This window comes from Candidatus Nitrosotenuis uzonensis (assembly GCF_000723185.1).
Taxonomy (GTDB): Archaea; Thermoproteota; Nitrososphaeria; order Nitrososphaerales; family Nitrosopumilaceae; genus Nitrosotenuis; species Nitrosotenuis uzonensis.
In genome coordinates this window covers 41956-64636 of the sequence record NZ_CBTY010000008.1, presented here as the reverse complement: position 1 = coordinate 64636, position 22681 = coordinate 41956, and the positions used below count along the sequence as shown (strand labels likewise).

21 protein-coding genes, 1 tRNA gene and 1 other RNA gene are annotated in these 22681 nt (G+C 44.6%); 9 read left to right on the top strand and 14 right to left on the bottom strand.

Translation table 11 applies throughout. From position 1 onward, the window contains the following. Positions 1-8 precede the first annotated feature (8 nt). Positions 9-2465, bottom strand: a complete 2457-nt coding sequence (locus NITUZ_RS02865) for an ABC transporter substrate-binding protein (protein WP_048195119.1) — start codon at positions 2463-2465, stop codon at positions 9-11. Between the two features lie 111 nt (positions 2466-2576). On the opposite strand from NITUZ_RS02865, the gene NITUZ_RS02860 reads away from it, so the two are divergent. Then, positions 2577-3209 carry a restriction endonuclease gene (locus tag NITUZ_RS02860; RefSeq protein WP_048195113.1) on the top strand — a complete coding sequence of 211 codons (633 nt, stop codon included), beginning with the start codon at positions 2577-2579 and terminating at the stop codon, positions 3207-3209. Here NITUZ_RS02860 and NITUZ_RS02855 read toward each other — a convergent pair. From NITUZ_RS02855 to NITUZ_RS02850, 3 genes are read right to left on the bottom strand one after another with little or no spacing between them, the layout of a single operon-like run. Next, positions 3193-4932, bottom strand: a complete 1740-nt coding sequence (locus tag NITUZ_RS02855) for a DUF2070 family protein (RefSeq protein WP_048195107.1) — start codon at positions 4930-4932, stop codon at positions 3193-3195. The genes NITUZ_RS02860 and NITUZ_RS02855 overlap by 17 nt on opposite strands. Positions 4933-4938: 6 nt before the next feature. Further along, the gene (locus tag NITUZ_RS09795) at positions 4939-5112 is read right to left on the bottom strand and encodes a preprotein translocase subunit Sec61beta (RefSeq protein WP_081844843.1); all 174 of its coding nucleotides are present in this window, start codon (positions 5110-5112) and stop codon (positions 4939-4941) included. A gap of 48 nt (positions 5113-5160) precedes the next feature. Further along, entirely contained in the window at positions 5161-5484 is a 324-nt protein-coding gene (locus tag NITUZ_RS02850) for an Sjogren's syndrome/scleroderma autoantigen 1 family protein (protein ID WP_048195105.1), read from the bottom strand. Positions 5485-5585: 101 nt separating this feature from the next. Here NITUZ_RS02850 and yciH point away from each other — a divergent pair, with 101 nt between their 5' ends. Then, positions 5586-5894 carry a stress response translation initiation inhibitor YciH gene (gene yciH / locus NITUZ_RS02845; protein WP_048195103.1) on the top strand — a complete coding sequence of 103 codons (309 nt, stop codon included), beginning with the start codon at positions 5586-5588 and terminating at the stop codon, positions 5892-5894. Positions 5895-5896: 2 nt separating this feature from the next. After that, entirely contained in the window at positions 5897-6868 is a 972-nt protein-coding gene (locus tag NITUZ_RS02840) for a CPBP family intramembrane glutamic endopeptidase (protein ID WP_048195101.1), read from the top strand. Here NITUZ_RS02840 and NITUZ_RS02835 read toward each other — a convergent pair. Together NITUZ_RS02835 and NITUZ_RS02830 are read right to left on the bottom strand one after the other, a co-directional pair. After that, positions 6857-7765, bottom strand: a complete 909-nt coding sequence (locus tag NITUZ_RS02835; RefSeq protein WP_048195099.1) for a transcription initiation factor IIB — start codon at positions 7763-7765, stop codon at positions 6857-6859. The two genes, NITUZ_RS02840 and NITUZ_RS02835, sit on opposite strands and share 12 nt — an antisense overlap. A gap of 99 nt (positions 7766-7864) precedes the next feature. After that, on the bottom strand, positions 7865-9169 hold the full coding sequence (locus NITUZ_RS02830) for a hypothetical protein (protein ID WP_155991265.1): 1305 nt from the start codon (positions 9167-9169) through the stop codon (positions 7865-7867). A 183-nt stretch (positions 9170-9352) separates the two neighbouring features. On the opposite strand from NITUZ_RS02830, the gene cofD reads away from it, so the two are divergent. The 3 genes from cofD to NITUZ_RS02815 are packed head-to-tail and all read left to right on the top strand — an operon-like array spanning position 9353 to position 11635. Further along, positions 9353-10273 (top strand): 2-phospho-L-lactate transferase, encoded by a 921-nt coding sequence (gene cofD / locus NITUZ_RS02825; RefSeq protein WP_048195097.1) that lies wholly within the window; start codon positions 9353-9355, stop codon positions 10271-10273. Position 10274: 1 nt separating this feature from the next. Continuing rightward, complete coding sequence (gene cofC, locus NITUZ_RS02820) at positions 10275-10913, top strand: 2-phospho-L-lactate guanylyltransferase (RefSeq protein ID WP_048195095.1); 639 nt, start codon at positions 10275-10277, stop codon at positions 10911-10913. Further along, entirely contained in the window at positions 10910-11635 is a 726-nt protein-coding gene (locus tag NITUZ_RS02815; RefSeq protein WP_052370042.1) for a hypothetical protein, read from the top strand. Before cofC ends, NITUZ_RS02815 begins: the two co-directional genes overlap by 4 nt. Before the next feature lie 7 nt (positions 11636-11642). Here the strand turns inward: NITUZ_RS02815 and rnpB are convergent. From rnpB to NITUZ_RS02790, 6 genes are all read right to left on the bottom strand, one after another. After that, positions 11643-11919: RNase P RNA component (gene rnpB, locus NITUZ_RS09665), an RNA gene on the bottom strand. A gap of 25 nt (positions 11920-11944) precedes the next feature. After that, a complete protein-coding gene (locus NITUZ_RS02810; RefSeq protein ID WP_048195094.1) occupies positions 11945-14296 on the bottom strand; it encodes an amino acid permease in 2352 nt (783 codons plus the stop codon). Between the two features lie 63 nt (positions 14297-14359). Then, positions 14360-14860 carry a DUF367 family protein gene (locus tag NITUZ_RS02805; protein WP_048195092.1) on the bottom strand — a complete coding sequence of 167 codons (501 nt, stop codon included), beginning with the start codon at positions 14858-14860 and terminating at the stop codon, positions 14360-14362. Positions 14861-14891: 31 nt separating this feature from the next. Then, a complete protein-coding gene (locus tag NITUZ_RS02800) occupies positions 14892-18140 on the bottom strand; it encodes a lamin tail domain-containing protein (RefSeq protein ID WP_048195086.1) in 3249 nt (1082 codons plus the stop codon). A 137-nt stretch (positions 18141-18277) separates the two neighbouring features. Beyond that, positions 18278-18523 (bottom strand): hypothetical protein, encoded by a 246-nt coding sequence (locus NITUZ_RS02795; protein WP_081844842.1) that lies wholly within the window; start codon positions 18521-18523, stop codon positions 18278-18280. 43 nt (positions 18524-18566) lie between these two features. Then, a tRNA-Pro gene (locus NITUZ_RS02790) sits at positions 18567-18640 on the bottom strand. Positions 18641-18712: 72 nt separating this feature from the next. On the opposite strand from NITUZ_RS02790, the gene map reads away from it, so the two are divergent. Further along, positions 18713-19603 carry a type II methionyl aminopeptidase gene (gene map / locus NITUZ_RS02785; RefSeq protein ID WP_048195958.1) on the top strand — a complete coding sequence of 297 codons (891 nt, stop codon included), beginning with the start codon at positions 18713-18715 and terminating at the stop codon, positions 19601-19603. Here map and NITUZ_RS02780 read toward each other — a convergent pair. Together NITUZ_RS02780 and NITUZ_RS02775 are read right to left on the bottom strand one after the other, a co-directional pair. Beyond that, on the bottom strand, positions 19593-19775 hold the full coding sequence (locus NITUZ_RS02780) for a hypothetical protein (RefSeq protein ID WP_048195083.1): 183 nt from the start codon (positions 19773-19775) through the stop codon (positions 19593-19595). The two genes, map and NITUZ_RS02780, sit on opposite strands and share 11 nt — an antisense overlap. Next, positions 19772-20890, bottom strand: coding sequence for a DUF1512 domain-containing protein (locus NITUZ_RS02775; protein ID WP_048195081.1), 1119 nt, complete (start codon positions 20888-20890; stop codon positions 19772-19774). The genes NITUZ_RS02780 and NITUZ_RS02775 overlap by 4 nt, the downstream gene beginning before the upstream one ends. A 143-nt stretch (positions 20891-21033) precedes the next feature. On the opposite strand from NITUZ_RS02775, the gene NITUZ_RS02770 reads away from it, so the two are divergent. Both NITUZ_RS02770 and NITUZ_RS02765 read left to right on the top strand, forming a co-directional pair. After that, complete coding sequence (locus tag NITUZ_RS02770; RefSeq protein ID WP_048195079.1) at positions 21034-21594, top strand: TATA-box-binding protein; 561 nt, start codon at positions 21034-21036, stop codon at positions 21592-21594. Between the two features lie 373 nt (positions 21595-21967). Next, positions 21968-22669: a PAC2 family protein gene (locus NITUZ_RS02765; RefSeq protein ID WP_048195077.1), complete on the top strand. Its 702-nt coding sequence runs from the start codon at positions 21968-21970 to the stop codon at positions 22667-22669. Positions 22670-22681: the final 12 nt, after the last annotated feature.

Genomic DNA, 22681 nt, shown 5'->3' with positions numbered 1-22681 from the left:
TGTTCGTATCAAAGCTCAGTACGCTTCTTTTTGCGTAAGCGCACATACAGCACAGATGCTAGCACTATAACACCTACTGCTATAGAGACAAACCAAGTATTGTCCGCAATATTGGACGTTTTTTGCTCAAGCATAGTTTCTATTACATCCCCGCTGTCCTGTCCGACCACAAGAAAGCTAGTTGAGTAGATATCAGGTCTGAGCACTGAGTCGGAAACGGCATATAGTTTCAAATCCACTGCGCCTATTTCCATCTTTTTTGTTTCTTCGCCAGTTAGTATCAGCTTTGAGGTGTTATCTATCACTGGCAGCACTCCACCTGCCACCTGCTCACCGCGGGCATCCGTGATAAAATAATACAATACGGATGTGTTAGATACCACAATTGGGATCTCAATTGAAGAGCCGGATTCAATCTTCTCTGGAACGCTAATGCTTGTGATTTGTGGCAAATCCACACTCTCAAATTCTGACCAGTGCCCTGCGGCGAACGGATAATTCTCACTCACAAATGCTTTTATTGTGATTGTTCTTGCCTCAGGAGAGTAACTCTGCAGATAGAACGGCCCATTACTAATCACGGCATGATTCTTCTCCTTTATCCACTCTATTGCAGCCAAATATCTTGATTCATAGTACTGCCAATCACTGCCTTCCAATGCCGGTGGAACCTGTTTTTCGACTATAAACTGCTCAAGATATTGCTTTATGAGAGACGCATCACGTGGAACTATGAGTGAGAGCCAATTGAGGCTCTTTGCCTGTGCATCAGTTCTTGAAAACGAAGCCTTGCCGTCCACCACTGCCTGTTCCATGGCATACATAATTTCCCAAGGCATTGTCACCCATACTCCGCCCCAATCAGCAATGTCTGATTCATCAAAGTGCCAATAATTCACGTAAACTTCTACAGTATCCTCATCAAGAGGCCTGAGCGCAACTAATGTGCTAGCCCCTGGCGCGGCCTGCGGTGAGTATTCCGGGTCAAATGTCTTGTCATTTTCCTTCTGCGTTGCCCATTCCTGCGTAAAGTAGACAGAGTATAATACGTCGTTCAAGTCGATTTTCTGACCATGGTGCCAGTCCCCTAGCAACAAATCATATGTTATCTTGCTTACTGCCCTTGCGTTGGGTCCAACTAACTCCCACTCTTGCAAATCTGGATTCCACCTTATTGCATCGTCAGGCACATCCAAAGTTCCTTCAGGTCCTGCACTCTGGACACTCCAGCTCTGCCGCACCGCAAAATTTTCTCCAGAATACGGATTTTTGAAAATTCCTGGATCATATAATGTGTCCCAGACATTTTTGCTATACATGTCTGAGAATCCCCTAATTGGGTTCCATGCCCCCTGATAGATCTGCTTTACTCCGATTTTCAGATCAGCATCTCCTGTCCTTGAGTTTATTGCGGTAAACCTTGTTGTGATTCCTCCGCCAAAATCGTTTATGACACCTTCGACATTTTTGTTTGTCACGTACGGGTCTATCTTTGCCGCAAGGAATATCCTGACAGACTCGTTTACTCCCTCCTTTGTTGCAAGCTTGATTAACGCCGCCCGTTCATCTGAGGATGTAAAGTTTGCCGAATAGATTTTCTGTGTTATCTCATCGAGCTTTGCGTTCTTGTAGTTCCAGTATGACGGATTGTTAAGCCCAGGCATATTTGAGAACCATGGTGCATACATCTGCGCAAGTCCCAACGGATCATACTTTACAAAAGCAGATCTTCCGGCATATCCTTCCGTGTATATGCTCCATCTTAGTTCCGCAGGATCAGAGCCATACACTATAACAAACGCCTTGTTCAAATCACCAAAATCTTTGCTGACAACAAATCCAGATTTTTCAAGCTCAGATGAGATTATCTCGCCTATAGATTTTCTTACCGCATCATCATTTCTGATAAACACTGTAACTTCTACAGGCTTGCCCATGTATGTCCACACGCCATTGATTTTCTCTGCACCGTTTTTTTCAAGAGTCTCAGATATCACTTGGCGGGCGTACTCTGGATTGTATCTAAAGCCGAACTTTTCAAGCTCGTCTACAATTAGAAGATAATCAGGATCAAAAGGCCCATAGTTAGATACCATTGGGACCCCGTATCCACCCATAAGCTCGTCTACTATCAGGTTTCGGTCAACAAGGTAATTTAGTGCAAACCTAACTTCTTGAAACGCAAACGGATTGAATTTTTCTCCTTGTGCAGGATTTAACAGAAGCGAAAACGAGCCGCCCGTAGTGTAAAACACCTTCAGGTTTGTCAGCGATTCTTTTTGTTCGAGCAGCTCAAACGGCATACGAGAATAATACATGTCCAAATTGCCCTTTTTTACCTCCTCAAGAGCAGTACTTTCTTCAAGATATTGAATGAATTGCACTGTATCAACATATGTTCCCTTTTCTGCAAACGCCGGACTTATTCCGGACGAGATGATAAGAAACAGGAAAAAAATCCTCACACAAGTACTTGCATGACATCCAATTTAAAGCTCCAAGGATGCCACAGTATATTCCAGCACATGATGCAAATTATCTGCAACATTTAAAATTAAAAACAAGACAGATTGTTCATGAGCAGCAGGATATGGCTTGGAGGAATAGATGGCGTGATTCCAGGAGGGATAACTGCCAAAGATTTTTCAATCGTAGCCAAGGTGGACAGTACCACTGCCAAGAAAATGCTAACTGAGATGGCTCAGAATCAAATTGGGCGAATGGATGGCGAGACCATCGAATTTACAGATGGGGACAAGATAAAAGCCGCACTCTATGCCGTACTAAAGGGAGCTACGATAGATGATGCTGCAGCACACCTGTCATGGAGGGATTTTGAAGGTCTTGCAGCCCAGATACTTGAAGAAAAGAATTTTTCCACTGTTAGAAACCACATCATGACAAACCCACGCATGGAAATAGACATTATAGGAATAAAGCTTGGAATTGCCCTGCTCATCGACTGCAAACACTGGCAAAAACACAGTCCCTCTGCCCTAGATGCTGCCGTACAAAAGCAGATAGAGCGCACAAAACATTATGTAGCAAAGACCAAGGGAGCGGTTGCGGCTCCTGTGATAGTCACGCTATACCAAGACAGGGTGAATTTTATCAACAAAGTGCCCATAGTCCCTATTTTCCAGCTTTCCTCATTTATCGACGAGTTCTATGGAAATCTTGAGGACATTAAGACTATAAGAAAAGAGTAACAACAAAGTATGCCACGCTGCCAGCCATGAACGCCTTGCTGATGTTTATGCATCGGTCAAGTGCTCTGGAACAGTCCTCAAATACGGACATTCCCATAAGATTCACGTTACTTTTTTGCTCCAATATTTCAAACTTGCCCGGCTCCAGCTGCCTTTCTGCTTTTTTTGCAATCTCAAGATACCATGCAGATATCTGTTCAGGAGGCGTTATCTTGCCAAAATAATAGTAGCCATCCCTTGTCCTGACTATCTGGGATGAATAGTGAGTATCCGAGGTGCACACTTCAAGCAGCGTCATGTTGTTTTTTGCAAATTCCTCTACGATCTTCTCTCGGAGTCCGTTTTCCATATTGTTTCCATCCGCCCATGCGATATAGTATTTGGAGCCCATAATTTTCAGACACAGCACTCCAAGACCGCCAGGACCTAGGTCTTTGATGTTAAGATTCATTCCCTCTGAATTGGCATAACCAAACTCTATCGTACCTCCTTGTTTTGTTATCAGCGTCTCAAGGGCAGTCTTTGCTGCCTTGAGCAGATCTTGCGAATCATGCTCTGATATTTCCTTTCCCATCGCGTTGTGGCAGTCAACCACAAAGAGCCTCTGAAAGTTCCTGTTGTTTGCAAACTGTTCTATTTCTTTTTTGATATAGTCTGGAACATCCTCCATTCCATGTGGAGACAGTGAGAGAAACAGGACGGCCGTCTTCTCAAATAGCAGCCCCACCACCCGGGCCCTGTTAACTTGTATTGTGACTGGTTCGGTGCATGTCGTGCCCTTACCAATGCTGGATTCCACTGACAGTCCCTTCAGATAGTTTTCGACCTCTTCTTGGGATGGCAGGTTAAGTGCGTGATCTGATATACTGTGCATTACCATTGCAGACGAATTTAACGTCTTGTATATTCTATACGTGATGTTACTTCCGCCTATAGGATAGTACGGTCCAGGATGTATATCTGGAAGAATCATCCTAAAATCACGGCTGCTTGATTGCAGCTTTATCTGTGTGGTGATCACAGTAGACGGTTTTGCTTTTGATGATAGGATTGACTCGACCTCATGAAAGTTTGACTGAGAGCGTGATGCAAGATATCCCTGAACAAGCTTGTGTGTGCTTTCAATTCCAGGTCGTCCTGCCCTGTCGGTGATCACCGACCAAACTGATGCCACCACAATGAAGACTGCCCCCATAGCCACCGTAGCAGGTGCAAAGCTTTCCGGCCACATTGCAACCGGAACCAGTGCAAGAAACATTCCAAGTGGTTGCATAAAACAAAGCGAGAGTGCCTTCCTTAGTGAAAGGCCCAAAGTGGTTGTCAGCAGACCAAGTCTAAAGCTTGCAAAGATCATCATTCCTTCCGTCAGATAGAATAGGGAAAGCGATTCTTTTGAGAGCACTACTGATGCTGCGATACCACATAAAATTATTCCAAGCCAGAGGAAGTTTCCAAAGAACGACATGTGAAGTGCTTTTGAGTACTCTTTGTTCTTGATCATCCTCGAATCGACATACTGTGTTGCAATGAGCACTGCTATTGCAGCTGGGATCCTAAACGCCATCTCATCTGCCCTGCCAAGGTAGACTGCCACGACTATCGCAGATGTAATGATTGCCGTAATAATCGAGATTATAAGGGATACCTTGTGCGAAGATGGTGTTAGCAGTGTTAGCGAATACCGCCTGTGGATATTAGATACATTGTCATTTGATTCTGTCATTTGACTCTACTTTATCAGGAAGATGTCTAAAAGCCAAGATACTACAATCAGTCCGACAGGAATTGAAACTACAATTCTTGGATCCAGTCTGTAGCCTTTTGTTTCGTCTTCAAAGAAGCGCAACAGGCCAGCGCTTGATGCTGGAAGTGGGGCTCCTTTTTTCTTGCCGCTACTGCTCATTTAATGAGAAGCCCGGGGGATAAAATAAATACTTTTTGTCAACTGAGGTCACTTTTTGATCTTCTGAATAGTCTCAATAAGCGCATTAATTGACTGGAGAATTTGCTGTTGTTTTTGATAGTCTTTTTCTGCGTCCAGCTCTTCTGTAAGCTTGTCAAGTTTTTTCTGGAGTGTCTGCAGAAGCGGATCAGAGTCGTCCTTTTTCTTGGCCTGTTCCATCTTTTCCTTGTCAGGTTCCCTTCCACAGCTGACACATAGTGCGTTTCCGTCCTTTAATACCCGCACTCCGCTGCAATATGGACACGGCTCTGCAAGAAGCGTGGCTCCTTTTAGCAACATCTCCACTGCTTTTTTTCTTAATGCGTCAGACATTTGGGTTAATTTGTGATCCGCATTGTTAAAAGTTTGTTGCGGTGTAAGACATCTCCTCAATAAGGCTTAATAGACCGTTTGAGGTGATCATAGTGTAACCAATGGCGGTAATTTGCAACACTTGTGGTCTTCCTGAAGATTTGTGTGCCTGCGGTGATCTTAACAAAGAATCATCAAAGATTGTTGTTCGTTTAGAAGAAAGGAGATTCAAAAAGAAAGGCACCATGATTGAAGGTCTCAATTCAAAGCTGAATGACATTCACGGTACCCTCTCTGAGTTGAAAAAAAAATATGCTTGCGGTGGAACTGCAAAGGATGATTATATCTTTCTGCAAGGCGACCACCGCGAGACCATGAAAGAGACATTGGTCAAGCTAGGATATTCTGAATCAAGCATCGAAGTTCATTAGGCTTGCAATCATACAAGATATTTCAGGGCATTGCGATTCCTTATTCTGCCCTAGTATCGGTAGTTTTTGGCCTGATGATTTTCTCGTTTCCCATAGGGGCATATCTTTTCTTTAATTCAAATCTTGGCGGCAGTATAGACTACCAGTACCCACTATATGAGATAGAGTTTATCAAGGCACTAGACCTCCAGTGGACCTCGGAGATCCAAATTGGCGATGTATTCATAGCAGTATGGATTTTCTTTCTTGTCATTTTCGTGATTGCAAGCCTTGGGCCAAGCAGAAATTTTATGCGCGTCCTCTCCCCAATAATGTCAGGCACTGCAGAGCACCAGGATGGCAACTATCTTGTCCACACGATAAAATGGTTCTCAGTTATAATCATACTATCGGCTGCAATAGATGTAGTACAACGTAGCTTTGGAGTAAACATCACGCCTCCACCGTTTGGAAATGATCTTGTACAGCTTCTCTCAGTGACATTTGCGCCAATAATAGAAGAGATAGGATTTAGAATCATACTTGTTGGCATTCCCGTCTTTTTGCTGTACGCAAAAAGAGCATCAGCCAAGGACTTTTTCAGATCTTTGTGGAATCCATCGGCAGTACTTTCGATATCAGATGTAAGAAAAGCTTTGATAGTAATCATAGCGTCGGCCGCCCTGTTCGGCCTTGCACACGTAATGAGTGAGCAGGGGTGGACCTCAGGCAAGATGGCACAGGCCACTATGAGTGGCATCATAATAGGTTGGGTGTACATAAGATATGGCTTCGTCTCCGCCCTGCTTATACACTGGGCCACAAACTATATGGTTTTCTCATACGGATATCTTGTTGCAAGCGTCAATGATGTAAAGATAATGGACGCATTCTCCCACTCACTCATTCAAACAATAGAGATTCTTCTTGTGGTAACAGGAGTACTCTCGCTTGCGATGATTTGGCTTGGTCGCAGAAAAGCACTAAATGTTTAACGCCATCTTCAGTCCTTTGTAGCGGTTCCTGATGGTCACTTCTGTGACGCCTGCGGCCTCGGCAACATCTCGCTGCGTTTTGTTTTCTCCGTTTGAGACACATGCGACATACAATGCGGCCGCGGCAAGACCCATCGGATCTTTTCCAGCAGATATCTTGTTTTCTTCTGCGTTCCTGAGAATCCTTGCGGCTTCACGCTTTGTCTTCTCCGATAGTTCAGCCTTGCTTGCAATCCTTGAAACGCATTTTATCGGATCCACTACGGGCATCTTCAAACTGAGTTCTTTGAGCAGCAATCTGTAACATCTTGCAATGTCCTTTCTTTTTATGTTGCTTGCAACACCGATATCCTTCAGTGTTCTTGGTGTTTCTGTGTCCCTGCATGCGGCATACAATGCCGACGCAATGAGAGCAGAAATTGAGCGGCCGCGCACCAGCCCTTTTTCGATTGCCTTTCGGTAAATGTATGCTGCCTTTTCGATCACAGCATCTCCAAGCGCCAGCTTGTCCTTCAGTCTGCTAAGCTCTGAGAATGCCTGCCTGAAATTTCTGTCAGCCGGCTCGTGTACCTGACTCCTAGAATCCCACGTTCTGAGTCTCTCTATTGTGTTCTTCATTGACGATGACAGTGGTTTGCCTGCAGCGTCCTTGTCTGCCTGGCCTATTATGGTAGCAAGCCCCATATCGTGCATTGCAAGCGATGTTGGAACTCCTGCCCTGCTTTTTCCTTCGTCATCTTTTGAGAATGAGCGCCATTCAGGCCCCGATTCGATGCTTTCCTGATTTATCACAAAGCCACACTTGGCGCAGAAATTTTCCCCAGTGTCATTGTCAGTTACCAGAGACCCTTTACCACAGCGTGGGCAACGGGATGTTTTATCTACATTTTTTACCATTTTTTTCTAGCCTGTTTTCTGTGATTTTCAGATTCTAATTTCTAATTATAGATAAGTTTATCGATGAAAATCTCAGAATCGTACCTGAAAAATCGGTATTTAGGATGGCTTCCAGCCTTTTGGCATTGAGCCGCGTGTAGAATCTGACTTTGGCTCATCTCTTTTGGCCTCTGTGTCTTTTGGCAGTGAGCCGCGTGGGGATTGTTGATCATAGACGCTCTGATGTTGCTTGTAGCTCTGGTCGTCTGTTGCAAGTTCTGCCTCTCCTCTGTTGGTCTTGTATCCACCAGATGCTTCACTTGTATCAACACCTCGGAGATATTTTGGATCAATTCCTGTCTGGATGTACTCTGATTCGCGTTTTGCCTTTTTGTTGCTCCAGAAGAAGAATCCGCCTGCTCCTGCAGCTGCCATTCCGGCCATGCCATATATGATGAATACTGGGAATGAGCCAGTCGATGTTTGGGCAGCAGATGTCGGTGCGGTTGCAGAGACTCCTACCACCTCGTGATCTTGTAATCTATCAGGAGATGCATAGCCTGCAAGGAAGATGTTCGCAGAGTCCCCAGACTGGACAGTCCTTACACTGTAGGGTGCATCCTTTGTAAACGATGCGTGGACTTCTTTTTCTCTTACCTGTCCCTCTCTGAAACTGCTCTCACCCATTGTAAACGATGATACTACAACTTTGGCTCCCGAAAATCCAAATTTGCTAGTCTCTGCAGCAATTCCTGTAGGATCAAACAAAAAGTGCCAGTTTGTTAGCGGCTGGTTGCCTATCCCTGATGCATCTATGAGTCCCATAGCAAGGACGGATTCACCTTCCGTACCGGCTATCTGTGCTGCAACTGTTGGATAATACTTTTTAAAGAATGATAACGGCTGGTTTATCTCAATTTCTCCATGTTCTTGGGTTGTAAGTGTGATTGGTGCATTGGTCTGGATTCCCCTCCATGCCACATCAAATAGTGCAGGCGTTCCTTGTGAGTATTCACGGATTAAAAATCCCTCTATTGTAGGCGTAAGTATAATTCTATAGTCAACAGACGCATTATCGCCTCGTCCATAAAGCGAAGCTCTGTATTCTATTTTGATATCGGTGATGTGTGTTGAGCTCTGTGCCCTCGATAGGCTCAAGTTAAGCTCATCCAGTAGTTTCTGAATTCCAGGTGTGTTCGAATCTGCAACGACTGTAACTGAGTACTCTTGGCCCCTCAGCGCGTCTGCTATTGCTCCACCCTGTTTGTATTCTATGAAAACCGTTCTCTGGAATGTGAATTTTGGTATCTGTGCAGTCTCGAATGTTTTTGCGTCCCAGTTGAGCTGGGCTGCATACGCCGGAGAAACTACACTCATAACTAAAAGACTAACTGTAACAGTAAAGAGTGCGGCGCCCTTTTTCACGCACAGACTGCCAATCGTCGCAGTAATAAATCTTCCCTGAATTATGAAAATCGCTAAAAAATTTTTCAAAAAACACAGTTCCGTGTTATGATTTTATTTTTCGTGAAAAAACATTGGAAAACATTCGATATTGAAAGGGTAATATGGATCCGCCGACTCTTACAAAAAGAGGTTTTAGAGTAGATGATAACAATTCTTGCTGGAGGCACTGGCTCTGTAAAGTTTGTACGAGGACTAATATCCCAGACACGGGACGTTAACGTAGTCTGCAATGTGGGCGACAACTATTGGCTTTACGGACTGTATGTGTGTCCCGACATAGACACCATAATCTACGGCTTGGCAGACATATTGGATTATGAAAAAGGCTGGGGCATAAGGAAGGATACTTTTGGATTTTTAAGACAAATGGAGATATTCGGAGAAGAGACATGGTTTAGAATAGGCGACAGGGATGCGGCAACACATCTCATTAGAACTAACATGCTAAAGAATGGCAAAAATCTTGCAGACATTACAAAATGGATGTGTGAAAAGTTTGCGGTGGAGGCAAAGGTCATGCCAGTCACAGACAATACCATCGAGACCAGAATAAACACAAACAAGGGGGAGATGCACCTGCAAGAATATTGGGTAAAGTACAAGGGAAAAGACAAGGTTGAAGGAATTCAGTATATAGGCGCAGACAAGGCAAGGCCCAACCCAGAGGCAGTAAACGCAATACATGATTCAGAATTGATAATAATTGCTCCAGGCAACCCGTTGACCAGTATAGGCCCAATGCTTCAGATAAAAGGGATTAGAAAAGAACTGTCAAAGAACAGAAAGCGCGTAGTTGCGGTGAGCCCCCTGATAGGCAACAAAGCGTTTTCAGGTCCGGCCGCAGAATATATGGCAGCAGCTGGCATAGAGGTCTCACCCTACGGCATAGCCCAGATGTATTCTGATGTCTGCGGAAGCATTGTCATAGATTCCAAGGACAGGCTGATCACAAAAAAGATTCAGAATCTAGACATGAAAGTATACGATACCAATATCAAGATGACCAACAAGCTCACAGAGGACGCCTTGGCATCATTTGTACTAAAGAACGTGCGCGTATAGATTGCAAATAGCTGCAATTATTCCCGTAAAAACATTTTCAAGGGCAAAGAGTAGACTTGGCCTTCCGCAGGAAAAAACTGCGGAACTTTGCAAGCTAATGTTAGACGAGGTCCTCTCGGCAATCTCACAGACACCGTCGATACAAAAGATCATCGTCGTATCAAGAGACGAGGACGCATTCAAGCTTGCAAGAAAGTATGGCGTCAAAGAGATTTTTGATCAATCCGAGAATGGTGTGAACGAGGCTGTCGCTCTTGCAGAAAAATTTCTTCTTGAGATTGGGTTTGACTCGTCGGTGGTTTTTCCGCAAGACATACCGCTTGTACGCCCTCACGACATTCAAACACTACTCTCCTTTCAAAAGTGGGACAACTCGATGATTGTGGTTCCGTCAAGAAAATTTGATGGAACCAATGCTCTCCTAAGAACACCACTAAATGTGGTAGAGACCCATTACGATGAGGACAGCTACAAAATACACCTTACCACCGGCAAGTCGCGCAATGTCAGAACATCGTTTGCTCTTATCAACAGGATAATGTGGGATGTAGATGACAAGTCAGATGTTGAATTTATCATGAGTAACATTGAAAAACAAGAACTTGCAATAAAGCTGCAAAACATACTGGAGAGAAGATGATACCATTAATCGGAGTGTTTTTGGCAGTAATAATGTCTGGAAGCGTAATTCCAGGTGGCACCGTGTCGTTTTACGTGCATGATGATGATCTGAATACTAGTCATCGAGGAATTGATGAGATATCAACTGCAGGTCTTCTCACAATCACCCTTGCTGGCACCCCCATACCAGGACCATCAAAGATAGTGGAAACAGGAGTCAATTCTGGCGTGTTCGTCGGCAGAGTGAGCATACCTGAAACAATCAACGGCAGGACAGTGCAGCAAGGTGACACATTAATAATAAAATACAATGACGAATCGGACTCGTCTGGCTACCCCAATACAGCATCACGCTCCACATCCGTTGCAAAGACAGAAAGCAAGTTCAGCATATCTTCCACCAAAATAAGGCCAGGCCAATCCTTCCAGGTAAAAATCTACAGCCCCAACTACAATCTTGACTCAAGAAACGCCGATAACATTTCCCTGAGCCTAATAGAGTTCAAGGGAAGCAACGGTGTCAAGACCACGCTTGCAAACAAGGCTTTCGATCCGAGGCCGACATCTCTGAGGGAGACTGGCGATAACACCAACCTGTTTGTGGCCACCCTCAAAATGCCAAAACAGATTGACGGCAAGACATTAAAGATGGGATCAACGGCTGAGCTAAAGTTCAAGGATTCAACAGGTCCATCAAGAACCACTGAGACGTCCAAGATAAACGTCAGAATAGGATCTTAGAAAAACTGCGTGCTGGCCGTAACCCTCCTTCTGTTTTAGATGAGCATTTCGCTTTGCAGCCTACCTGAACTTTGTGCAGGTCATACGTTCTGTTTGGCTTTGCTCTGCACGGGTCAGACATTGCATTCCGTCCTGCCGGAAACCTCAGGTGTTCCATCATCGTACTCCAGTTCGGATTTTTTCTGTTCTGTTGCCAATCATCTCTGAGTTTGTGTCTCCACAACGTGCTCCTGCATTGAGGGAGGAGTTTCCTCTGCTTTCGCAGCGCTCATCCGCCAGCTCGCATATGCAGTACGCATCAGTCGTATATCACTGTTTTATCTTAGAGTCAAAATAGTCCTCATCGTATCTGCCTCTTGCGCGCCGTGCCTTAAGCGAATATCCAAGATGAACCACATCAACATAAATTCTGTAAAGATATCTGTTCTCCCTCAGCCTTGACGATATTATCTTCCAGATCGTCCTTGCATGAAATTCGGAGAACCTATGATCACGTATTACCATGACCGATTTTTTCGTCCTGCTTAGCACCTCAAGCGTCTTTGGCGAGAAAGCTGAATCGGCTTGGTTTCCTGCACCGAGTATTATTATCTCAGATTCGACCTTGTCAAATACTTCAAGCAGGCTAGGCGCCACATTCTTGGTCTTTGGATATACTTTCTCAAACTGGACATTCTTCATTTCCAAATCAAACATCATTTCGTTTATGGCATTCATTACCTCAAGCTCATCCTCAGGTGATTCGACCACGCCGCGCACAACTCGGATCTTGCTTCCAAATGATTTTGAGATAGAGTTTGCAATCCTCAGTCCCAAATTGGAATGCCTCCCCTTATCATATGATACAACGATGTTCTGAAAATCTACGTCTATGTTTTTGCCTATCTTCATGCCCACAAAATCACAAGTTGAAAGCGAGAGGAGCTTACGGTTGCTTCGCAAGTCGGAAAAATCCATTATTACCAAGTTTATTCCCTGTTCTTCCACGGTAGCCAGAATCGCATCCGTTACGTCGTGTGACATCCTCACAAGATATCTGTGTCTGATCGGATTTGGTATTGATTTTTTGAGCTTGTCAAATACTGCAATTGCAGATTCTCCTACCTTTGATGAGAGGGAAAGTGGCAGGTGGACTGGAATGTGGACAACAGAGAGGACTGAGATCTCACCCTCCTTTTCGCTTGCTATGGCATTTGCGATTTTAAAGTAATGCATGATGTATTTTGGGTGGTAGATAATCAGTATGCGGTATTCCCTTCTTTCTTCCGGACCCTGATTGTAAATCAGCGGGGCATAGTGTTCGATTTCTTTTTTTGATGTGTATGTCTTGTAAATGATAAAACCTGCCACAGTCCACACTATTGCAATTGCCCACGATTGTGGATGCATAAAGAGAAGATATACAGACAGTCCCACCGCCGAAAGAATTCCCAGTGTAGGAATGAGCGGAAAAAATGGCGTCTTGAATGTGTATTCCAGCTTTTTCTCGTACAGACGTCTTATGCTTATTGCAGCATAGTTTACCTGTGCAAACAGGAATAGGAACATCACGCTTGCTGCAAACGCAATTTCTGTAAGATCAAGTGCAAGTGCTAGCACCAGCATTATTGCCCCCGATGCGATTGTTGAGACTACCGGTGTCTTGTACTTGGGGTGGATTTTGCCGAAGGGTTGAGGCAGATTGTACTGCGAGCCCATTGCATACGAGACGCGGCTTGATGAGTACGTAGTCGCATTCAATGCTGCAAGTGTTGAGACAAATGCACCTACAAGTACTATGAGTGCTCCGAATGGAAGAAGATGACGCGAGGCCTCGATTATCCCAAGCTCGCCAAAGCCTCCAATATAGGACCATGACGGCTCCCCAAGTTCAGATGATGAAAGCCCAGCAATGAACACGAATGTAAAGAGAATATAGATTGCAACAACAGCGCAGAGCGAGATGAGTATTGCACGCGGAATGTTCTTTTTTGGGTTTCTCAGCTCGTTACCAGTCTGAGCTATCACCTCATATCCTTCAAATGCTATGAATGTCAGCCCCATGGCAATTACCAAGCCAGACACTCCATGTGGGAAAAAATCCTCAAAGTTCTGCGGCCACGAGTTGTTTGTAAAGGCCATAGCAAATACAGCAGCGGCAATTAACAGGCCGATTATCGAGATTTGTGTTATTGTAATTGCATTACCTACTTTGCTTGTAGGTGATGTCCCTTTCACATTTATGATTGTGAATGCCATGATTGCAAGCGCGGCAAAGCCCTTCTCAAGCAGTGCAGATGACTCGACCAATCCCATCTGCGAGATAAGATGGACAAAGAACGAGGCAAACGCTACCGCATACAGGCTCCCTGCGATCGTGTGCGCAAACCACGACATCCAACCACTCAGAAATGCATTGGGTCTTGGAAGTCCCTCCCTTACCCACCTATATCCTCCTCCCGTATCAGGCAGAGCCGAGCTTAGCTCTGCATATGTAAGTGCGGTAAACATCGTTATCACGCCGTTTAGAAGGAATGCTATCATGAGTGCAGGTCCGGCCTCTGCCATTCCTGGTCCGACCAGCACAAATATTGCGCCGCCGATCATTGCCGCAACACCGACCATCACAACATCTAGCAGTCCCAGCGTCCTTGCAAGTCCGGTAGAGTTTTCAGCTGCCATTGGTATCTACCGCTCCAGAAGCGAATTTGAATAAATCTTTACTTGGGATCTTAACTTACCAAATCAGTCAAAATTAGCGAATCCGTACTGGCTCAAAAGCGGTGCTATCTGCTCCTCAGATTGCAGCAAAGAATAATCATTTAGCAGATCCTCGTTTAGCTCAAGAAATGTGTGGCCCCAGTTGAACTTGTTTAGCAGTTCCTTGCAAAGACTGACATATCCTAGAATGAAAAGCGCTCCGGCTATTGCCTCCACCGTTGTGAGCTTTCCCAGCTTGGCATAGTTGACCGGATTTCCTGCTAGAAGCGGCGGAAGTTTGCGTGGAATTCCGGAAAATCTTTTTGCAAACGTGTTCTGTGCAAGATTCCACGAGCAGTCTATTGCTGTAACCGATGAGCATATATGAGCATCGCGCCGCAACAGCGTTGTTTTTGCAAACGGGTCAAGAACTATTGTGTTGCCGTGCGTCCTTGTCACAGGTCTTGCAAGCCCGAACTTGACAAGTTTGGCAGCCGTGCATTTCTTTGGATCATCTTGTCTGAACATGAAAACCTGAACATTCATCAAGCTCCAGAATACGCTCGGAAATATCTTTCTACTGGATTGCGTTGTATAGGATCTCGTAGTAAAATCTTGACTGCTGCTCGCCCTTTACTATTTGGACAATCCAGACAGAGTCCGGGACAGCAGTAGATGATATGAAGAATTTTTCAACAGGCTTGTCGTGTCCTGAATATTCTACGTTGTACATCTCCTTTCCGATCATTACCGATGTTCCAGTGGTCGGCCCGCTTACAAGGCACATGGCCTCCTGACCTATAACGCACTGTCCGTCCGGGGCAATTATCCTAAGATTGACGTTTTGCTCCTGTCCTCGCGACGTGATGACAGAGCCTTGGAGTGATATTGGCGTCATGCTTTTTCCATCAAGTGTCTTTGATGCAAGGAATATCGGAATCTCAGATTCTGGTAATCTGTTGAATTTTTCTGATATTGTCGAGACTATAACAGGTGCAGGCACTTCAGCCTTCTTTGGCACAATCTGGAATGTTTTTGTGAATGTGCCAAACTCTGCGTCCACCTTGACTAGGTATGTTCCGTATTCGACTTTCACTGGAATTACATACTCGTAGCTGTACATGCCGTTGTTGTAAGAGCGCGCAATGTCTGTCTTTTTGCCTCCAAGACCACAGTTGGCAGTTCCACAGTTTATCGCAGTGCTCTCTTCTGGAATAACTACAAGGTCGAGCTTTTGCAGTGGCGATATCCTGTTTGTGGTTGCAACTATCTGCACCCTCTCGCCTGGAGTGTACTCTTCCTTGTCTGTTGTGACAAGCAGGATTGTCTTGCCGCTGCTCTCAAGCGGAAGATTGTTTTTTACATTAAACGTAGTTTCCGCCCTGGTCTTCTGGTATATTGCAGTAACCTTGTATGTGCCATCCTTGAACACGGTCAACGGCAGGTCGTATGTTGCTCTAAAGTAGCCGCCTGCGTCAAGAGGAAGTGATGAGTCATAGATTACTTTGTTTACGGATGTTCTTATCTGCACGTTCACTCTTTCAGGTATGCCGCCAAGAGTGCTCTTTACCTGCTCTCGCTTTATGGCAGCGCCGGTAACTAGTAGCTTCTCCCCTGCAGCATACGTCTGCTTGCCGGTTGATACCTCAAGAGGCTTTACAACCAGAGTGTCAGTTTCCGGGTTTTGCGAGACCTTGAAGAATACGTCAACTGTCTGAGATGCAGACTTTACGGTTATCTTGTAATTTCCAAATACTGTAGGACGCACTTCTTTTGGATCTCTAATATCTGCCTGTGCGAATTCTTTTATCGGAGTCTTCCAGCTCCATGAAAATCGTGATTTGTCTATGTGTGCCCCGCTCTCTTCTGTCTTTCCGTCAGGCCTTGTAAGTGTGATCTTGACGCCTGATTGGCCTGCTACAAGCGTGCCCTCCATCTTGACGGTCTCTCCAAGGCCATACACTGTCTTGTCCAGCTTTACGACCAGATCCTTGTTTGTCACATCAAGCTCCTCTCTGATGGCAAAGTCGGTAGTAGTTACAGTGCCGTCATAGTTTGCCTTTATGAAGTACTTACCTGGTGGAAATACTGCCCTTGAGAGTTGTATGTCTACTTTGTAGTTTCCCACCGGATCTGGGATCGCCGTAAAGCTGTATTGTGCTACAAGGCTGTCATCTCTAATCCTAAGCTTGGGGTCTTTGGCATAAAATGAGATTGGTTTTCCCATAGAGTCCTCAATAGATATTTGGACAGGGATTGCTGCAAAGGTGGTTCGCTGCTTTAGTATTACATGGCCCATTATTGTAGCCTTTTCATCTATTTTGTATTCTGCCTTGTCTGTTGTGACAAAATTCTTGTTTTCGGCATAAACGTACTGGTCTGGATTTTCAACTATCTTAAAGGTCGTAGTTGCACTACCAAACTCTTTTGATACTGTTACCTTGAAATCTCCAAGATTTGATTGGCCTGCAGGTACATTCAGCTCGTACCTGAATGTGCTATCTCCTGCCAACTTTACTTGGTCTTTGACTTTGAAGATGTTAGAAACAGTCTTTCCAACGGAGCCGGTTCCAGTCTGCAGTATCTCTATGTCAAGTGCGGCCACATACTTGTTACTTCTTCCTGTGATGACTATGGGCTCACCCATCCCGTACACTTTTTTGTCTGTAGTAAGCACAATCTGCGAGAGATCCTTTACATCCTGAAGAACATCAAACGTTGTTTCTGCGTGCTGTCTGCCATAGTCGGCGACCACATTATATCTTCCATAGATTGGGTTTACCGTGCTAACGAACATTGTGGTGGAAAACTCGCCTTTTGTGTTAGGGTATAGCGAGCCTGAGAAGACCTGCTTGCCTTTTGCATCATAAATTACAAGTTTGAGGCCCTCAAGCGGAATTATCTTGTTAGTCGATGCCAAGAGGCTCACTCGCTGGCCCGGTATGTATGCAATATTATCAGTATATACTGCAAGCTCTGATTCTTGCTCCGCTACAGTTTCTGCGACTTTGTCGCCCACTGTAAAAATGGCAGTATCCTGTGCACTTCCATAAGATACCGATACTGTGTATGTGCCGCCAATTATTCCCTGCACCTTGTCAAGCTTTAGGCTTGTCTTGTAGTTCAAGTTTAGATCAGGATACATTGAGAATTTCTTTTGGTAGTTGCCAGGCCCTTTAACCACTATTTCGATTTGCTGCTGCGAGAAAAATGGCTTTACCTGGTATATCTGCTCTGAGACGGTACCTGATATGACGGCAGTCTCGGAGAACAGATAGCCTTTCTTATCGGTAGCAACCGTCACTGTGAGCTGGCCCACATCAGCAGAGTCGGCGCCAATCTTTCCGTTTGAGCTTCCAGCATTTGATGTTCTGAAAGTCCAGTCATTAGATGAGTTGGTATCATACCCATCATACTTTCTTTGCCACGAGTTGACATCATTTTTTTGATCAGAAATCGTCGGGGTTTCATCTATGACGTCACCTGCCTTGTTCTTTAGCTGCACCCTCTCTGAGACATCGGTAAACCAAAGAATCGTGTTACCAAATACTAGATGTTGACCAGCCTTTATTGTCGTTCCAGAAGACAATGTAAGAGTCTTTCTTGCAACTGAAGTTGACGCAATCTGCCATCCGCCTATGTCCACATCTTTGTCAGTCGGATTGTAGAGTTCCACCCATTCCACTACCGATTTTGCATCATCGCCGGGCGGATTTGTGTCCACTTCATTGATTACTACATAATCAGCTATCTGAGCATAAGAGCTGGCAAAAACTCCACAGAATGCCAGTGTGGCTATTACACCTAGTAGGGGCAGCGTACGCATTTTTTCTACCTATTGGCTTTTGTCAATTTTATTATCATTTTAGAAGTAAATTGAGTAAAAGTTGAGCAAGTGGTTAAGTTGAGGTGCATTTGCCATTACTTGCTTGTTTATCATTAAAAAAGGGTGCGTATGAATGTTCACGGACTTGGTTGGCATTTTGGACACCTGCCTCCAGTTATTTTCGAGCCACAGTCCATGCAGAGTCCCTCTCCGACATCCTTTGCAATCACATTCTTGCTTCTGCTCACGTAGAACTTGATGCCTACGTATATTGCAACAGATATTATCACAGAGTAGATTAGAGGCAGTCCGACACCAAGAAATCCTATTGTGAGAAATATCACTCCTGCGACAAGCAAGAGTTCACGTTTTTGGTATGCCAACGAATTTGAATTTATGTTGCCAATTAAAATGGTATTGAAAAGGTGGGATCGGCCGGATTTGAACCGACGACCTCAGGTACCCAAAACCCGAATCATACCAAGCTAGACCACGATCCCAGTCAAGTCTGCAGCTTTTTCTCCCCAATTTAAGCCACATGCTTTTAATAATATTCAGAATCAGTGCAGACATTGCAGCTTGATGATTATGTGAAAGCAGGCAAAATTGCGTCCGAAGTTCGTGAGCTTGCCAGAAAGACAGACTGGGTAGGAAAAACACTGTACGAGATTTGCGAGTCAGTCGAATCCGAAATCAAAAAGCGAGGCGGCAAGTGTGCATTTCCAGTCAACGCAAGTCTTAACGAGCTTGCAGCACATTACACTGCAGAACCCAACGACCCAAAGATGCTCACAGACAGGGATCTTATCAAAATAGATCTTGGAGTGCAGATAAACGGATTCATTGCAGACACCGCAGTTACTATATCTTATGATCCGCAGTACGAGATTCTTGTGAGCACTGCAGAAGAAGCACTCAAGACTGCAATGTCGATGGTAAAGGAAGGCACAAAGTCAAGCGAGATCGGAAAGACCATAGAAAAAGTGGTAAAACAGTACAACTGCAAGCCAATTGCCAACCTCAGCGGGCACTCGCTGGAGCAGTATACAATACATGCAGGCAAGTCAATTCCCAACATGTGGTCCATAGGATCATTCTCACTTTCAGCAAAAGAAGCTTATGCCTGCGAGCCGTTCGTAACGACATCAAATGGCCTCGGTTTTGTCAGAGAAGGAAAGATAAAGAACATCTTCGGTCTTGTTTCGCGAAAGAAGGTCAAAAGCGAGGCAGCAAACAGACTTGTAGAGCACATATGGAATAACTACAACATGCTTCCATTTGCCCTGCGCTGGATTACAAAGGAATGGGATGAAAAGGAGGCAAGAGCGGCACTGGACGAGGCAATAAAGAACAAAGTTGTACGCGCATATCCAATACTAGTTGAGGCAAACGGTCAATGCGTGGCGCAGGCAGAGCACACGTTTATTCCCACCGAGAATGGTGCAATCATCACTACTCAATAGTCTCGCCAAAAATTTTTGCAATCATCATCTTTACTTTGCACTCTTTACACTCTGATGCTTGTGCGAACAAAATATCGCCTTCTTTGAACTTTCGTTTTGAGTCTTTTTTACAGGACGGGCACTTTTCCACAGTAAATGCAACTATCGGCTTTTCTTTTTTTGAGAATATCATTGTGGCACCCCCAATGTATTTCCTACCCCGACTACCAGTACTGTCTGCCCTGGAGTAGTACTCTCACGTATCGTTCTGTAAACTTCGGATTCGACTTCATCTGCTCGCTCCGCTATCTCTTTTGTCATCAGCGTTATTGCCTCTTTAATTGACTGTTTTATCACTATGGCGTAAATTGGGATTTTGTGCTTTGTTGCAACTTCTTCGATTTGAAATCTGTCCGTTCCGATACCCCCTATTGCCGCACCGAATCCCTGAGCTATTGATGCTGATGACTCGCCCTCTAGCTTTAGTGCTGCATCAATCATTATTATGATGTCAGGCCTTTTCTCACCGACTATTATCTCGACTGCATCACCTGGTCTTCCCACAGTTGCAAGCGGACCTTCTGCTTTTAGTAGTTGCAAGACTCTTTGCTCAAACTCGCCTTGAGCATACACGGTCTCAAATGCGATTGATTTTTTTTCCAGTCCCAGCATCATTTTGCCCACCACCATAGGCCCTATGCCATCACCTATAGGTTGCCCCTGTCTGAGAGCTGAAACTGCGCCGCGCAGTGCCGCTGCCTGCTCCATTATGAATGGCAGCATCATCTGCAGCGGCAGAATCAATGGGAAATTGTTCTGTTTTTTTGCTGTAAGGAATAGGTGTCGAACGATTTTGTGCAACAGATGTAGCGATGTTACGACTTCGAGTAGGTTCTGCACCTTGCTTAGCTCATGTGAGTTGTCTGTGCCGCATAGCATCTTTACCTGTAATCTTGTATAGTCCTCCCTTGAACGCATAAGGTGTTTTATTTTCGGCATGATCCCATTGGGGTCGATGTCAACTGGCATTATAGTAAAATATTCTATGAAGCGCTCCACGCTTTTTTCCACATCACCTGAAACTTGGAGGCTTTTCTTCAAGTGATCGAGCATCTCTTTTTTTGATTCATCCCTGAACTTGAGTAGCTTTTCAATGTTCTTGTTTATCTCCCCTGATGTCACATGAAGCTGGATTCTCTGGCCATAAAAGATGAAGATTACAATCGGAACTATCCATATGAGCCACATTATTGGGTTAGAGTCCTCCATTCCAAGGAACTGATCTATATTGATATCAGTAAAGTTCAACTAGAATAACTGGCCTAGAGCACCTCATTAAATGATTGTGCATGGGATCAGGCTCAAACGGCGCGAATTTCAAATTAATTGTCCGCTAGGTAAACAAATAGAAAGTGCTTTTTATATAGCCTAGCTTCCTGAACTGGTAGCGTATGCCACAAACAAAACCGATTGTAAGCATTGAAAACGTAGTTGCTTCTGCCTCAGTGGACCAGAAAATGGATCTAAACGAGATTACTCGCAATTTTCCAGATGTAGAATACCATCCTGACCAGTTTCCAGGACTAGTATTCAGGCTCAAAAGTCCCAAGACGGCAACACTGATTTTCACATCAGGTAAGATGGTCTGCACGGGGGCCAAATCAGAAGAGATGGCAAGAAGTGCAGTCAAATCCGTAGTGCAGAAGCTTCGAAAGGGTGGAATCAAGATCAAAAAAGATGCCGTAGTAGACATACAGAACATAGTTGCGTCAATCAACCTTGGCGGCAAGATTCACTTGGAACAGGCTGCAAGAACGCTACCAAGAAGCATGTACGAGCCAGAACAGTTCCCTGGCCTGATTCACCGAATGCTAGATCCAAAGACCGTAATTCTGCTTTTCTCCTCAGGAAAGCTTGTCTGTACGGGTGCAAAGAAAGAGCCGGACGTATACCGTTCTGTGAATAACCTGCACTCGCTTCTTGAAGAGAAAAACTTGATGATTTACGACTAGGACCTCTTCTTTTTTGTTATAATTGGTTATGTGTAATCTAAGGAGATAGTCTTTCTGAGCGGAAAGTGACATGTTTCACTCTGGCAAGTCAATTAGGAGTAAAATCTAGCTCAACATTCATTGGATCAAAAATATTTGAAGATGCATTTGGTATTCTGTGAGGTTGCTGGCACTAAAATCTGTAAAACAGCCAAAGGCAGATGGCTTCCAAGTGAAGCGGTGAAGAGGAACGCGGTTTATCAGGAACCGCTAATCCTCCGAGTCGATGGAAGCAAGATGGTCACGGAGGGTTGAAAGTGTCAGCCACGTAGATCACACAGAACCTTACAATTCATAAGCAAAGTAGACATACTCGTATGGATCACTATCTTCAGTGAAGATAGAGAATTTTGGAGAATTCAGGTTAAAGGACATCACGTTGATTTCCTCACTGCCAGACATGGGGCGCGTCGGCGGACTTGTAACTGAACACATTGCACAAAAAATAGGCGCCAAGATTGCAGCCAAAGTTGTTCTCACAGACAAGCCCTGGGTAGAGCTCAAAGACGGAATAATAGAGATGCCGTTTGACGAGTACAAGTTATTAGTTGATGAGAAGAGCTCACTTGTCATATTTACAGGCGAGAACCAACCACAGGAACCTGCGATGGTATTTGAGCTGGTAAACTTTGTGATTGATACTGTGCAAAAATGGGGCAATATCAAAAGAATAATTTCCACGGGAGGCTACATGCCGATGCAGAAAACAGATGGCGATTCCGTCTACTGTGTTGCCACTGACCAAGATACTCTCGATGAGATGAAGTCCTATGGCATAAAGCAGCTTGGCGGTGATGTCAAAAGCATCACATGGTTCAATGGCCTTGTGTTAGGCATTGCCAAGCTGAAAAAAATACCAGGTATAGGACTGTTCGGTGAGATTTATGATGCGGAAAACCCGCAACACCGCGCCGCAAAAAACATCATAGAGAAAATAGAGAAGATGATAAACATCTCAATAGGAACGACCGAGCTCAAAGAAAAAATACTGGAAAAGCCCGTAGAGACAAAAAAAGACGGCCCTGGCATAGGCTAGACAAATCATTTG

What these genes read in the sequence shown, in the direction of transcription:
- NITUZ_RS02860 (WP_048195113.1), top strand. Translation starts at nt 2,577, where the DNA reads ATGAGCAGCAGGATATGGCTTGGAGGAATAGATGGCGTGATTCCAGGA.
- NITUZ_RS02855 (WP_048195107.1), bottom strand. Translation starts at nt 4,932, where the DNA reads ATGACAGAATCAAATGACAATGTATCTAATATCCACAGGCGGTATTCG.
- NITUZ_RS09795 (WP_081844843.1), bottom strand. Translation starts at nt 5,112, where the DNA reads ATGAGCAGTAGCGGCAAGAAAAAAGGAGCCCCACTTCCAGCATCAAGC.
- NITUZ_RS02850 (WP_048195105.1), bottom strand. Translation starts at nt 5,484, where the DNA reads ATGTCTGACGCATTAAGAAAAAAAGCAGTGGAGATGTTGCTAAAAGGA.
- yciH (WP_048195103.1), top strand. Translation starts at nt 5,586, where the DNA reads ATGGCGGTAATTTGCAACACTTGTGGTCTTCCTGAAGATTTGTGTGCC.
- NITUZ_RS02835 (WP_048195099.1), bottom strand. Translation starts at nt 7,765, where the DNA reads ATGGTAAAAAATGTAGATAAAACATCCCGTTGCCCACGCTGTGGTAAA.
- cofD (WP_048195097.1), top strand. Translation starts at nt 9,353, where the DNA reads ATGATAACAATTCTTGCTGGAGGCACTGGCTCTGTAAAGTTTGTACGA.
- NITUZ_RS02815 (WP_052370042.1), top strand. Translation starts at nt 10,910, where the DNA reads ATGATACCATTAATCGGAGTGTTTTTGGCAGTAATAATGTCTGGAAGC.
- NITUZ_RS02810 (WP_048195094.1), bottom strand. Translation starts at nt 14,296, where the DNA reads ATGGCAGCTGAAAACTCTACCGGACTTGCAAGGACGCTGGGACTGCTA.
- NITUZ_RS02805 (WP_048195092.1), bottom strand. Translation starts at nt 14,860, where the DNA reads ATGAATGTTCAGGTTTTCATGTTCAGACAAGATGATCCAAAGAAATGC.
- NITUZ_RS02800 (WP_048195086.1), bottom strand. Translation starts at nt 18,140, where the DNA reads ATGCGTACGCTGCCCCTACTAGGTGTAATAGCCACACTGGCATTCTGT.
- NITUZ_RS02780 (WP_048195083.1), bottom strand. Translation starts at nt 19,775, where the DNA reads ATGATATTCTCAAAAAAAGAAAAGCCGATAGTTGCATTTACTGTGGAA.
- NITUZ_RS02770 (WP_048195079.1), top strand. Translation starts at nt 21,034, where the DNA reads ATGCCACAAACAAAACCGATTGTAAGCATTGAAAACGTAGTTGCTTCT.